Origin of the sequence: Amycolatopsis sp. NPDC051102, from assembly GCF_040682815.1 — a bacterium.
Taxonomy (GTDB): domain Bacteria; phylum Actinomycetota; class Actinomycetes; order Mycobacteriales; family Pseudonocardiaceae; genus Amycolatopsis.
Genome location: NZ_JBFBBT010000008.1, coordinates 350,280 through 362,682 on the forward strand (window position 1 = coordinate 350,280; position 12,403 = coordinate 362,682).

Here is a 12,403-nt window from a genome sequence, read left to right on the forward strand (position 1 = left end):
GCGGTTGGGGGGGGGGTTCTCGGCGCCCCCCAACCTCCCGCGCCGGGCCCGCTGGCCCCACATGGGTTGGTTTTTTTCCCGGCTTTCACTAACTCGCCTTACCACTCACGACCGCGTCCTGGCACGAGCCGTCACAACCGGACCGGCAACGTCTCCAACCCGTGCACCAGCGAACTCGGCCGGTACACGAGCTCGTCCGGCTTGGCGTCCAAGGCGATGTCCGGGAACCGCGCCAGCAGCGCGCCGAGCGCGATCTCCGCCTCCAGCCGCGCCAGCGGCGCTCCCACGCAGTAGTGGATGCCGTGGCCGAACGCCAGGTGGCCGCCGGCCGGGCGGGTGATGTCCAGGCGGCCCGGCTCCGGGTAGCGCTCCGCGTCGCGGTTCGCGCCCAGGAGCGAAACGAGCACGAACTCGCCCTCGGGGATCGTCACGCCGGCGACCTCGACCGGTTCGGCCGTAAACCGCAGCGTGGCCAGGTGGATCGGGCCGTCGAAGCGCAGGAACTCCTCCACCGCGCCTGGCAGCAGCTCCGGCTCCGCGCGCAGGCGGGCGAGCTGTTCCGGCTCGCGCAGCAGCGCCAGCACGCCGTTGGCGATCAGGTTGACCGTCGTCTCGTGGCCGGCGACCAGGAGCAGGAACGCCATCGACACCAGCTCCGGCTCGGACAGCGAATCGCCGTCGTCGCTCGCGTGCACCAGGTCCGACAGCAGGTCTTCGGCCGGCTCGGCGCGCTTCTGCGCGATCAGGCCGGTGAGGTAGCCGAACATGCTCTGCGCCGCCGCCTGGACCGCTTCCGGCTGCGCCAGCCCGCTCAGCAACGTGCGGGACCAGCCCGAGAACTCCGTGCGGTCCTCCTCGCGCACCCCGAGCAGCTCGCAGATGACCGTGATCGGCAGCGGCGCGGCGAACGACGCCACCAGGTCGGCCCGCTCCTGCCCGGCCAGCGCGTCGAGCAGCCCCGCGGTGATCTCCTCGACCCGCGGCCGCAGCCGCGCCACCGTGCGCGCGGTGAACGCCTTGTTCACCAGCTTCCGCAGCCGGGTGTGGTCCGGCGGGTCCGAGTTGAGCATGTGCCAGCTCAGGTCCGGCGCCAGCCCGTTCTGCGTCGAGTCCGGCGGCAGCTTCGCCTCGAACAGCGCGCGGATCCCCACGGTGTTCTTGCGCAGCCGCGGATCGGCCAGCAGCGCCCGCGCCTCCGTGAACCCGGTGACCACGTAGCACGGCAGCCCGCGCGGCATCCGCACCTGGCGCACCGGGCCATCCGCGCGCAGCAGTTCCGAAACCGCGTGCGCGTCCTGCGCGAAGTTCTCCGCGAGCTCGATCATCTCGCTCGTCGTCATCTCGATCCCCCAAGCCTCACCGCGTCAGCGTTCGGCGAGGGCCGCCACGACGCGCTCGGTCACGTCCTGCCAGTATGCCCGTTGTTCCTCGCGCTCTTCCGCGTCCGCAAGCCATTCCTGGTGGAATCGCAGGGTCGTCTTCGCCCCGGAGCCGCTCAGCCGCACCTGCACGGTCGAGTCGTGGTCCCAGTCGCTCGGCCGCCACGTGAGCCGGACCCGGTCGCCGTCGACGTAACTGCGGATCTCGCCCACCGTGCCGTTCGCCGTTTCGTACTCCGCGCCCGGTTCCCGCGGCAGTTCGACCCCGGGACCGAGCCAGATCGCGACGCCCTCGCGGCTGACCAGGAACTCCCACACCGTCCCGGACGAGTACGGCAGGGTCCGCGAAACGCCGATGTTCCACCCCACATCGGCCGTCTTCCCCGTTGAAGAAGTCATGTCCTCATCGTGCCACCGGGGTACGACAAAACCGGCCACCGGTCCGGGTGGAGGATCAGTACCCGTGCGCTACCGCCCGATCTCCCCCGCCGTCCTGGCCGAAGAACTCACCGACCGCATCGACGCGCTCACCACGCCCCGGATCGCGGTCGCCATCGACGGCGCGGCGGGCGCCACGGAAACCGGGGCACTCGCGGACGCCCTGGCCGGCCCGCTGCGCCTGCGCGGCCGCGCGACCCTGCGCGTGTCGGCGCGCGACTTCCTGCGCCCCGCGTCGCTGCGCTTCGAACACGGCCGCACGAACCCCGACGCCCGCTACACCGACTGGCTCGACCTCGGCGCCCTCCGCCGCGAAGTCCTGGACCCGCTGAAGGGATCCGGCGACGTCCTGCCGTCGCTGTGGGACGCCGAGCGCGACCGCGCGACCCGCGCCGAACGCGTGCCGGTGCCCGAAGGCGGGGTCGTGCTCCTCGACGGCGAGCTGCTGCTGGGCGCCGGGCTGGCCTTCGACCTGGCCGTGCACCTGTGGCTCTCCCCCGCCGCCCTGCGCCGCCGCGTGCCGGACGCCTGGGCGGTCCCGGCCTACGAGCGGTACGAGGAAGAGGTGGACCCGGGTTCGCTCGCCGACGTCGTCGTGCGCGTCGACGATCCGCGGCACCCGGCGCTCTACACGCCCTAGCGGACGACGGCCACCGGGTCGCCGTCCAGCAGCCCGGCCAGCCGCCCGGCCATGACGTCCCAGCGCCAGTTCGCCGTCACCCAGGCCCGCCCGGCCTCGCCCATCCGGCGCGCGCGCACCGGGTCGGCCAGCAGGCTTGCGAGGGTCTCGGCCAGCTGCGTGACGTCGCGGCCGTCGACGACGTGCCCGGTGACCTCGTCGAGCACCGCTTCGGGGGCGCCGCCGGAGTTGCCGGCCACCACCGGCAACCCGGTCGCCGAGGCCTCCAGGTAGACGATGCCGAGCGCTTCGACGTCCAGTCCCTTGCCGCGGGTGCGGGCGGGCATCGCGAAGACGTCGCCCGCCGCGTAGTGCGCCGGCAGCTCCGCCCACGGCACCGACCCGGTGAGCACGACGTCGCGCTCCAGGCCCAGCTCGGCGACCAGCCCGGCGAGCGTCTTGCGGTACGGGCCGCCGCCGACGATCAGCAGCACCGCGTCCGGGACCTGCTCGCGGATCCGCGGCAGCGCGCGGATCAGCTGGTCCTGCCCCTTGCGCGGGACGAGCCGCGACACGCACACGACGGTCGGCCGGTCGCCGAGACCGTGCCGCGCGCGGATTTCGGCGCGCCCGGCCGGGTCCGGCTTGTACAGCTCGGTGTCGACCCCGGACGGCAGCAGTTCCAGCCCGGCCATCGGGCCGAACGCCGCGGCGAAGCGGCCGCGGGTGTAGCGGCTGACGTAGGTGAGGACGTCCGCGGTGTCGCCGATGCGCCGCAGCGCCTGCCGCGACGCCGGGAGCATGGACCAGCCGACTTCGTGGCCGTGCGTTGAGGCGACCACGCGGCGCGCCCCGGCCCGGCGAAGCGGGTGTCCCAGCAGCGCGAGCGGAGCGGCCGCGCCGAACCAGACGGCTTCGCAGTCCCGCGCTCGCATGATCTGCTTGGCCCGGCGAAGCACGTCCGGCGTCGGCAGCATCAGCGACGTCGGGTGCCGGACGACCTCGAACGGCGCTTCGGCGTCGAACTCCTCGTGCGACCCCGTCCGCGACTCCCACGACGGCGCGTAGACGACCAGGTCGTCCGACGGCAGCCGGGTGGCGAGGGAGTTCAGGTAGTTCTGGATCCCCCCGGGCCGCGGCGGGAAGTCGTTGGTCACGAGCAGGGTCTTGAGCACGCCCCAGAGGCTAGCGGGGCCCTCTTCTCCGTCCGGGGGTCCGGGTGGCGAAGCCTCGGGTGACACCGACGGCGAAGGGGCGGCACCGCGTGTGCGGTACCGCCCCTTCGGCGAGCTGTCCGGAGGTCACGCCGTGGGGCGGCGCGCTCCCGCGTACTGGCTCTGCAGCGGCGAGATCTTCACGACGTCACCCGTGTCGGGCGCGTGGATCATCTTGCCGTCGCCGACGTACATGCCGACGTGCGAAACGGGCGAGTAGTAGAACACGAGATCGCCCGGCTGCAGCTGGTCGCGCGGCACCGCGGCACCGAAGGTCGACTGCTCGCGGCTGGTGCGCGGCAGGGTGATCCCGGCCTGCCCGTAGGCCCACAGCATGAGGCCGGAGCAGTCGAAGTTGTTCGGCCCGGTGGCGCCGTAGACGTACGGGCTGCCGAGCTTGCTCATCGCCGCGTTCAGCGCCGTCTGCGCGGCCGCGGTCGGCGCCTTGATGTTGGTGGGCGGCGCCGAGCCGGTGTCCCTGCGGGCGGCCTTGTCCGCGGAGCTCAGGTTCTTGTTGGCCGCCTCGAGCTGGTCGATCTGGTCCTGCAGCGTCTTCTGCTTGGCCTGGATGTCCTGGGTCAGCTTCGCCGCGGCGTCCCGCGCGTCCTGCGCGCGCTTTGCGGCGTCGCTGGCCTTGGCGGCCGCGTCGGTCGCTTCCTGGACGGCGCCGGTGAGGTTGCCCATCGCGGCGTTCTTGCCGGTCGCGATGACCTCGAGCGCCGAGGAGCGGTCCAGGAAGTCCTGGGTGGACGTGCCCGCCAGCAGCGCCGACAGCTTGTTCAGCTGGACACCGCTGGTGAACGACGCACCGGCGAACTTGTCGACCTCGGTCTGGTACTTCTTCTGGCTTTCGGACGCCTTCGCGGCCTGTTCCTTGGCCGCGTTGACGTCGCCGGTGGCCTTGTCGAGCTCGCCCTGCTTCTTCTTCAGGTCGTCCTGGGCGGACAGCAGGTCTTCGTTGAGCTTCTCGGCCTGGGCCGCGAGGTCGCGGTACTTGGCGAGGGCGTCGGAGCCCGTGGGCGGGGCCTGGAGGACGGGGACGGGGGCGGCGGTGGCCGACGGCTGCGCCACGGTGACGAGGGTGATCACCGAGGCCGCGGCGAGGGCACCTGAAACCACGCGCCTGAGGGAATGCGACTGCACGGTCGCGCGGGTCTCCTTTGGTCTCGGCCGCCGAAGGGGACCGGGGCAAGAAGAGGTCGGGGAGTTCCTCTTCACCGCTGTCCCACCCACCACGCGCCCGGACCGTGCGCTTTTGACAAGCACGGACCGCAACAGGTGAAGCACGCGGTGGTGGTTCCGGTTCCCAGCTTCCCGACAAAGCTGCGCCCGGCGGCGATCTCGCGTCGCCGCCTCCACAGACGGCCGGGGGCCACGAGATCTCGGACAGGTTACGAAAAGACCGCCACCACGTCCACCACCTCTCCGCCGAAAACGCTGTGTGACGCCGATGAACACCATCGGACCAGGGCGGGAGACACCATGTGATGGGCGTTACACGCTGGGGTTTCTCCGGAGGGCTTTTCGACTACCGACCGTTCACCGATTCAATCGACCATTCGGCGCGCCGTCACGAAACGGTGGAAATCAGGCGGTGCGCCGGATCGGTTCTTCGACCAGCCTCAGCCGGGGCACCATCCCTGCTTCGGCCAGCGCGTCGACCGCGCGCCGCTCGTCGGCGTCCCACACCACCGCCGGTGGCGCGCCGAGCAGCACGCTCACCACGCAGTCGTGGCAGGAGATGCCGCGCACGGCGCAGCGGTCGCAATCGACCACGAGGTTCTCGATGTCCGAAACGGCGATGTGCGAGACGTCCACTTCGGACAGCTCGGGGGTGTCGGCCACGTGGTCCTCCTCACGTCGGAACTGACTGAGGAGCACGGTAGGCGCCACCACCGACATTTTCCGGCGGTCAGACCCTCGACAGGCGGCTGACCAGCACCGATGATGGTGCCGGGTGGGCGCCGCGACCCCGCACCGAGTCCGCGACCGCGCGGTCGGACGTCGCCACGACCATGGGCCGGCCGGCAGGCTCGGCCGCGACGAGGTTGCGGATCACGTCGTCGGCCAAGACCCCGCGGTCGGAGAACAGCACCCGCACCCCGCGCGGCACCGAGGCGGGGACGGAGAGCACGCCGGCGCCGTCGAAGACCACGGTGACCTCGGCGGAGGTGCGCGCGGCGAGCGCGGACAGCTGGTGGATCAGCCGGTCGCGCTGGTCGGCGAGGGCGAGCTCGGGGTAGCCGGTCTTGGTGACGTTGTAGCCGTCGACGATCAGGTGCACGTTGGGCAGCGCGAGGTAGCGGTCCAGCGTGGTCACGTCGGCGATCTTGCCGCCCTGGCCGGTGCCGGAGCTGGCGCCGCGGACCATGTCGGCCGGCCGGGCGCCGCGCGCGCCGAGGGCGAGCTCGCGGCGCAGGCCGGTGACGGCGCCGTCGATGGTGTCGATGAGCAGGGCGAGCCGCACCTCGTCGGCCTGCCGCGCCTCGCGCGCGGACTGGCGGGCGATCTCGGCGTCGGCGACCGCGCGTTCGGCACGGGCGCGTTCGCCGGCGACGCGCTGGCGTTCGCGCTCGAGCTGGCTGGTGAGGGCGGCGATCTCGTCGACGTGGGCGGCGGAGCCGCGTTCTGCGTGGGCGGACGCCGCTTCGGCCGCGTCCCGGGCCTGGCGCAGCTGGACGCCCTGTTCGCGAAGGCGCTTCAGGAGCTTCTCGACTTCGCCCTCGCGCTCGCCCCGGGCGTTTTCGGCGGCTTGCTTGGCTTCGGCGAGTTCGGCGCGGACCTGCGCGAGCTCGGCTTCGAGCCGCTGGGCGCGCGCGAGCGCGGCGTCGCGTTCCGCGCGCAGGGCGTTTTCCTCGGCGTTCTTGGCGACCAGCCGGACGCGCCCGGCGGCCCCGGACTCCCCGAGCAGGACGGCAGCGGCCGCGGCGGCGACCGAGTCGGTGGCGTTGGGGTCGAGCACGTCCGTGCGGTGCTCGCGCAGCCATTCGATGACGGCGGTGCGGAACTGGGAGGACTCGCCGAGCGCGGTGAGCAGGGCGCCGCCGCCGAGCTTCGCGCGCTTGGCGGGGGCGAACTTGGCGACCGGCCGCAGCTGGCGCGGCACGTCGGTGGCGGGCAGCTTGGCGACGGCGGCCGCGGCGAGCTCGGCGATGCGGTCCCGAACCGGTTCGGGCAGGGTGGGCCAGGTGGCGGGTTCGGGCCGTCCGGCCTGGTCAGCGGGCTCCTCGGCCACCTCGGGCCGCGACGCGACACCCGAGGGACCCACGGGGTCCCCGGGCGGCTCCGGCACGAGCGGCTGCGGGTGCATTGGTCCAGGGTAGGCCCCGCCCCCGCATCCCGCCCCGCGCGGCACACGGACCGCCGGCCCGCGGCGGCCGGCGGGGTTCCGGCGAAGCCGCGGGCGGCAGCGGGCGGTGGCGACGCTTCGGCCGGCCCGCTCCAGCGGCAGGAGCAACACCACCGGCTGCACCCGACAGCTCACAACCACCGCCGAGCGGCAACGGCACCGGACGCGCGCAAACCAGCGAGATGCGGCCGGCGAACCCGGCCCCGGCGACCGGCACCCGGCTCGCGCGCCGAAACCGGGCGAGGCGCGCCCGGCGAACCCGGCCCCGGCGACCAACGCCGGGCCACAGCCGCACCCGGGAGGCGCGCGAAACTGTCGGTGGTCGCCTCTAGTGTCCCGCCCATGCGTCCGGTCCAGGCACAGCTCGCCTTCGACGAGCTCGGAACCCCGTTGCGGGACACGACTTTCGTCGTCTTCGACCTCGAAACGACCGGGGCGCCGCCGGGGCCGTCGGGGATCACCGAGATCGGCGCCGTGAAGGTGCGCGGCGGCGAGGTGCTGGGCGAGTTCGCGACGCTGGTCAACCCGGGGATGGTCATTCCGCCGCAGATCGTGTCCCTGACCGGGATCACCCAGGCGATGGTGTACGACGCACCGCCGATCGAGGAGGTGCTGCCCGCCTTCCTCGAGTTCATCGGGGGTTCGGTGCTGGTGGCGCACAATTCGGGCTTCGACACGTCCCACATGCGGGCAGCCTGCGAGGGGCACGGCTACGTGTGGCCGAAGCTGACCGTGGTGTGCACGGTCCGGCTGGCGCGGCGGGTGGTGCCGCGGGACGAGGTCGGGCGGTACAACCTGACGGCGCTGGCGTTGCTGTTCGGCGCGAAGACGCGGCCGACACACCGGGCGCTGGACGACGCGCGGGCGACGGTGGACGTCCTGCACGGCCTGCTGGAGCGGGTCGGCAACCTGGGCGTGCACTCGCTCGAGGAGCTGATGGGGTACCTGCCGGAGGTGACGGTCGCCCAGCGGGCGAAGCGGCACCTGGCGGCGGACCTGCCGTCGGCGCCCGGCGTCTACCTCTTCAAGGGGCCGAAGGACGAGGTCCTGTACGTCGGCACGGCGAAGGACCTCCGGCGGCGCGTGCGCACGTACTTCACGGGTTCGGAGGGGCGGAGCCGGATCCGGGAGATGGTCGCGCTGGCCGAGCGCGTCGACCACGTGGTGTGCGCGCACGCGCTGGAGGCGGAGGTCCGGGAGCTGCGGTTGATCGCGGCGCACCGGCCGGCGTACAACCGGCGGTCGAAGAACCGCCACCAGGGCTGGTGGATCGGGCTGACGGACGAGGCGTTCCCGAGGTTGTCGGTGGTGCGCCTGCCGCGGCCGGGGGTGCTGGGCCCGTTCCGCAACCAGGCGGATGCACGCACGACGGCGGACACCCTGGCCGGCGCGTCCGGCCTGCGGACGTGCACCCAGCGGATCTCGCCGCGGTCGGCGAACGGCACCCCGTGCGTGCTGGCGGAGCTGGGCCGCTGCGGAGCGCCGTGCGCCGGACGGCAGAGCGTGGAGGCGTACAGCCCGGCGGTCGAGTCGGTGTCGAGCCTGATCGCGGGCCTGGACGGCGCCCCCCTGCACACGGCGGCGGCGCACGTGGAGCGGCTGGCAGAGGGACAGCACTACGAACAGGCGGCCCGCCACCGCGACGAGCTGGCCGGGCTGATCCGGGCACTGGGCCGCGCCCACCGCCAGGCGGCACTGGCCTCCATCGGCGAGCTGATCGCGGCCGCCCCGGACGGCGCGGGAGGCTGGGAGCTGGCGGTGATCCGCTACGGCAGGCTGGCCTCCGCGGGCGTCGCCCGGCGCGGAGTGCCACCGATGCCGGTGGTGGAGGCACTGGTGGCCTCGGCGGAAACGGTCCTCCCGGACCCGGGTCCCCTGCACGGAGCACCACCGGAGGAGGTGGGGGTGCTGCTGCGCTGGCTGGCCCGCCCGGGGGTACAGCTGGTCCGCACAACCCGCCCCTGGGCCGAGCCGGCGGCGGTGGCGGGCTGGCAGGGCTGGCTGAACCTGGTGACGGAGGCCCACTCCCTGGAGCACGTCGGCTGACACCCACCCGCACGGCGGCCTCGCGCACCCACCCGGCCAGTCGGCGTGCCGGGACGGTCGGCTCGTGTACCCAGCCAGTCGGCTCGCGTACCCAGAAGGTCGGTTCGTGCGCCTGGCAGGTCGGCTCGCAGCCGACCGCTCAAGCACGCCAACCGACCCGCCAGGGACGCCAACCGACCCTCTGGGTGCGGGAGGCGACCGTCTGAGTACGGAGCCGGCTCAGGCGACTGAGGTGTTCAGGGCGTCCAGAAGCCACGTGTGGGCCACTCCCATCGGCGCCGGCTCACCCGTCACCTCGCCCGCCAGGTGCCAGTAGCGGCGCAGCCGCGGCCGGCGGTCCGCCGCCGTCCGGTGGTTCAGTGCGCGGCGGAATGCCGGGCTGTCCGCCGCGCCCCAGGCCGCTGCGTGGGCCGCCACGAACCGGTCGAGCGCCGGTCCCGGGGCCGGTCGCTCCCCCGCCGCCACCTGGGGCGCGGCCAGGGCACACGCCGAGCCGACCTCCGCGTGGAGCTCGCCCAGGTCCGGGATCCGGTCGTGGCCGGCCAGGGTGCTCGCCTTCAGGTCCGTCACCAGCCGGGCGTCCGCCGCGAGCAGCACCAGCTCCGCGTACGCCACCACTTGAGCCGTTGTCGGCTGGGCCGGGGGCTCCGGTGCGCTGATGCCGAGGAACATCCTGGCCGTGTCCGGCGGGATCGGGCCCGTCGTCATCGGGTGCCACAGGCGGACCAGCGTCTCGTGCGCCGAATACCCGTCCTGGACCGCGGACAGCAGCTCCAGCCGCGCCGCGCGGTCGGCCGGCGCCGACTCCGAGACCGCGCGGAGCACCGATCGCCGCCAGGCCAGCGTCGCCAGCTCGCGGTCGAGCGCGGTCCGCTCGGCCGCCACGGCGTCGTCGAGGGAACAGCGGCCCGCCAGGACGTCGGTGATCGGGCGCAGGCCCAGCCCGAGGCCCCGCAGCCGGCGCACCAACGTCAGCCGGTCGATCGCCGCGTCGTCGAAGCGCCGGTGGCCGCCGGTGCTGCGGACCGGCTCCAGCACGCCCTCGTCGCAGTAGAAGCGGATCGTGCGGACGGGCACGCCCGTCCGGCGCGCCAGCTCGCCGATGCCGAGTGTGTCTCCGGTCACGATCGGTCGAACCTCCAGCCGGGTGGAATTCCTACGGTACGGCCATGGACAACGCCAGACTCGCCGAAGGTCTCCACGAGCACACCGCCGGGTTCGCCCGAGCGGCCGCAACAGCCGGCCCGGAGACCCGGGTGCCCACCTGTCCGGAGTGGCCGCTGCGGGTGCTGGCCGGCCACGTCGGCCAGGCCCACCGCTGGGCCGCGAGCATCGTCCGGGAGGGGCCGTCGCCGGTCCCCGACCCGCTCGACGCCGACCCCGGCGCGCCCGAAAAGTGGTTCGATTGGCTGCGAGAAGGCGCCGCCGAGCTCGAAGACGCCGTGACGGCCGCCGGCGACGCCCCCGTGTGGACGTTCTTCGGCCCGCAGCCCGCCCGGTTCTGGCTGCGCCGGATGCTCCACGACACCACCATCCACCACGCCGACGCCGCGCTGACCGGCGGCGACGCGTTCACCGTGGCGCCGGACCACGCCGCCGACGCCATCAGCGAGTGGCTGGAAGTGCTGGCCGACCCGGTCGCGGCGAGCCTCAAACCGGCCTTCGCCGAGCTCCGCGGCACCGGCCAGACCCTCGGCCTCGCACCGGACGACGGCCCCGGCTGGCTGATCACCCGCTCCCCCGACGGCGTCCGCTGGACCCGCGAAACCACCCCCGCGGACGTGACGCTGGCCGGCCCCGTGCAGGACCTCCTGCTCGTGTTCACCCGCCGCCTGCCCCTGGACCGCGTCACCGTCACCGGCGACGCCGCACTGGCCGCGCACTGGCTGGCCCACACCCCGGCGTAGCTAGGATCGCGGGCGACCCCGCAGACGAGTCTTGGAGGACCCAGGTGATCACCGCGATCGTGTTGATCCAGGTAGAGGCGGACGCGATCCCGGACGCCGCGCAGGCGATCGCCGACATCGAGGGTGTCGGCGAGGTCTACTCGTGCGCCGGCGACGTCGACCTCATCGCCACCGTCAAGGTGTCGACGCACGAGGAGCTGGCCGACCTGATCCCCGGCCGGATCGGGAAGGTGCCGGGCGTGCTGGACACCGTCACGCACATCGCGTTCCGGTCCTACTCGCGCGCGGACACGGAATCGGCCTTCTCGATCGGCGTCGAGGATTGAGCGAGCTCCCCGGAGAGCTGGCGGACGCCCTCGCCGCCGCACCGGACGCCGCGGCGCTGTTCGAGGCCCTGCCGCCGTCCCACCGGCGTGAGTACGTCCAGTGGGTCGCCGAGGCCAAGAAGCCCGAGACGCGCCTCTCGCGGGCGGAGAAGGCCATCGCCCGGCTCCGCGCCACCAAGACCTGAAGACGCGAAGAAGGCCACCTCCCGCGGGAGGTGGCCTTCTTCGTGACTGGACCTAGTGGTCCGACTGCTTCGCGGCCGAGGCCGTTTCCGCGGAGTCGAACTCGCCGTGCTGGCCGTGCTGGCCGTTCTCGGCGCCGCCGTGGCCGTTGCCGTGGGCGCGCTGCAGCGCCACCGTCTCGTCGGCCGGGTCCGGCGACCAGAACGTGCCCGGCACCGCCTGACCGGCGGAACCCAGCTTGTTCATCTTCTTCGGCACGGACGCGCCCTGGTACTCGAGCGGGATCGCGTGGCCGTGGCTGTCGACGCCGGCGAGCGGCTGGTGGATCTCGATGAACTCACCGTGCGGCAGCCGCTTGATGATGCCGGTCTCGACGCCGTGCTCCAGCACCTCGCGGTCGGCCCGCTGCAGGCCGAGGCAGATGCGGTAGGTGAAGTAGTACGCCAGCGGCGGCACGATCAGCACGCCGATGCGGCCGGCCCAGGTCGTCGCGTTGAGCGAGATGTCGAAGCTGTCGGCGATGATGTCGTTGAAGCCGGACAGCTCGATGACCATGAAGAAGCCCAGCGCCATCGCGCCCAGCGCCGTGCGGACCGGGGTGTCCCGGGGCCGCTGGAGCAGGTTGTGGTGCGCGGTGTCCTTGGACAGCTTCCGCTCGATGAACGGGTAGCCCAGCAGGAGCCCGAACAGGATCGGCATGCCGATCGCGCCGGGGAAGAACACCGCCGGGATCGTGTAGTTCCCGAGGTAGACCTCCCAGGCCGGCCAGATCCGGAGCATGCCGTCGGCCCAGGCCATGTACCAGTCGGGCTGCGAGCCCGCCGACACCTGCGCCGGGTTGTACGGGCCGAAGTTCCACACCGGGTTGATCTGGAACAGCCCCGACATCAGCGCCAGCACCCCGATGACCAGGGTGAAGAACGCGCCACCCTTGAGAGCGAA

General features: G+C 73.1%; 12 protein-coding genes and 1 pseudogene. 5 read left to right on the top strand and 8 right to left on the bottom strand.

Annotation, left to right across the window (positions count from 1 at the left end; translation table 11 throughout):
* Positions 1 to 131: 131 nt before the first annotated feature.
* Both AB0M93_RS24380 and AB0M93_RS24385 read right to left on the bottom strand, forming a co-directional pair.
* Positions 132 to 1,340, bottom strand: coding sequence for a cytochrome P450 (locus AB0M93_RS24380; RefSeq protein WP_364276462.1), 1,209 nt, complete (start codon positions 1,338 to 1,340; stop codon positions 132 to 134).
* 24 nt (positions 1,341 to 1,364) lie between these two features.
* A complete protein-coding gene (locus tag AB0M93_RS24385) occupies positions 1,365 to 1,778 on the bottom strand; it encodes an SRPBCC domain-containing protein (protein WP_364276463.1) in 414 nt (137 codons plus the stop codon).
* 64 nt (positions 1,779 to 1,842) lie between these two features.
* Between AB0M93_RS24385 and AB0M93_RS24390 the strand changes: the two genes are divergently transcribed.
* Positions 1,843 to 2,457 (top strand): uridine kinase, encoded by a 615-nt coding sequence (locus AB0M93_RS24390; RefSeq protein ID WP_364276464.1) that lies wholly within the window; start codon positions 1,843 to 1,845, stop codon positions 2,455 to 2,457.
* On the opposite strand, the gene AB0M93_RS24395 is transcribed toward AB0M93_RS24390, so the two are convergent.
* From AB0M93_RS24395 to AB0M93_RS24410, 4 genes are all read right to left on the bottom strand, one after another.
* Entirely contained in the window at positions 2,454 to 3,611 is a 1,158-nt protein-coding gene (locus AB0M93_RS24395) for a glycosyltransferase family 4 protein (protein WP_364276465.1), read from the bottom strand. The genes AB0M93_RS24390 and AB0M93_RS24395 overlap by 4 nt on opposite strands.
* Positions 3,612 to 3,737: 126 nt before the next feature.
* Entirely contained in the window at positions 3,738 to 4,793 is a 1,056-nt protein-coding gene (locus tag AB0M93_RS24400) for an NlpC/P60 family protein (protein WP_364276466.1), read from the bottom strand.
* Positions 4,794 to 5,237: 444 nt separating this feature from the next.
* Positions 5,238 to 5,495: a hypothetical protein gene (locus AB0M93_RS24405; RefSeq protein WP_364276467.1), complete on the bottom strand. Its 258-nt coding sequence runs from the start codon at positions 5,493 to 5,495 to the stop codon at positions 5,238 to 5,240.
* A 67-nt stretch (positions 5,496 to 5,562) separates the two neighbouring features.
* Positions 5,563 to 6,960 (bottom strand): NYN domain-containing protein, encoded by a 1,398-nt coding sequence (locus tag AB0M93_RS24410; protein WP_364276468.1) that lies wholly within the window; start codon positions 6,958 to 6,960, stop codon positions 5,563 to 5,565.
* A gap of 381 nt (positions 6,961 to 7,341) precedes the next feature.
* Between AB0M93_RS24410 and AB0M93_RS24415 the strand changes: the two genes are divergently transcribed.
* Entirely contained in the window at positions 7,342 to 9,045 is a 1,704-nt protein-coding gene (locus AB0M93_RS24415) for a DEDD exonuclease domain-containing protein (protein ID WP_364276469.1), read from the top strand.
* Positions 9,046 to 9,264: 219 nt separating this feature from the next.
* Here the strand turns inward: AB0M93_RS24415 and AB0M93_RS24420 are convergent, their stop codons facing one another.
* On the bottom strand, positions 9,265 to 10,170 hold the full coding sequence (locus AB0M93_RS24420; protein WP_364276470.1) for a MerR family transcriptional regulator: 906 nt from the start codon (positions 10,168 to 10,170) through the stop codon (positions 9,265 to 9,267).
* Between the two features lie 44 nt (positions 10,171 to 10,214).
* Here AB0M93_RS24420 and AB0M93_RS24425 point away from each other — a divergent pair, with 44 nt between their 5' ends.
* The 3 genes from AB0M93_RS24425 to AB0M93_RS24435 are packed head-to-tail and all read left to right on the top strand — an operon-like array spanning position 10,215 to position 11,463.
* Positions 10,215 to 10,952, top strand: coding sequence for a maleylpyruvate isomerase family mycothiol-dependent enzyme (locus AB0M93_RS24425; RefSeq protein WP_364276471.1), 738 nt, complete (start codon positions 10,215 to 10,217; stop codon positions 10,950 to 10,952).
* Between the two features lie 44 nt (positions 10,953 to 10,996).
* Entirely contained in the window at positions 10,997 to 11,278 is a 282-nt protein-coding gene (locus AB0M93_RS24430) for an Lrp/AsnC ligand binding domain-containing protein (RefSeq protein WP_013224084.1), read from the top strand.
* Positions 11,275 to 11,463: a YdeI/OmpD-associated family protein gene (locus AB0M93_RS24435; RefSeq protein ID WP_364276472.1), complete on the top strand. Its 189-nt coding sequence runs from the start codon at positions 11,275 to 11,277 to the stop codon at positions 11,461 to 11,463. Before AB0M93_RS24430 ends, AB0M93_RS24435 begins: the two co-directional genes overlap by 4 nt.
* Positions 11,464 to 11,515: 52 nt before the next feature.
* Here the strand turns inward: AB0M93_RS24435 and AB0M93_RS24440 are convergent.
* Positions 11,516 to 12,403 (bottom strand): annotated as a pseudogene (locus AB0M93_RS24440) (cytochrome b); the annotation flags it as partial.

Excerpts from the sequence above, each read along its gene's own strand:
- AB0M93_RS24425 (WP_364276471.1), top strand. The coding sequence starts at position 10,215 with ATGGACAACGCCAGACTCGCCGAAGGTCTCCACGAGCACACCGCCGGG.
- AB0M93_RS24410 (WP_364276468.1), bottom strand. The coding sequence starts at position 6,960 with ATGCACCCGCAGCCGCTCGTGCCGGAGCCGCCCGGGGACCCCGTGGGT.
- AB0M93_RS24385 (WP_364276463.1), bottom strand. The coding sequence starts at position 1,778 with ATGACTTCTTCAACGGGGAAGACGGCCGATGTGGGGTGGAACATCGGC.
- AB0M93_RS24380 (WP_364276462.1), bottom strand. The coding sequence starts at position 1,340 with ATGACGACGAGCGAGATGATCGAGCTCGCGGAGAACTTCGCGCAGGAC.
- AB0M93_RS24415 (WP_364276469.1), top strand. The coding sequence starts at position 7,342 with ATGCGTCCGGTCCAGGCACAGCTCGCCTTCGACGAGCTCGGAACCCCG.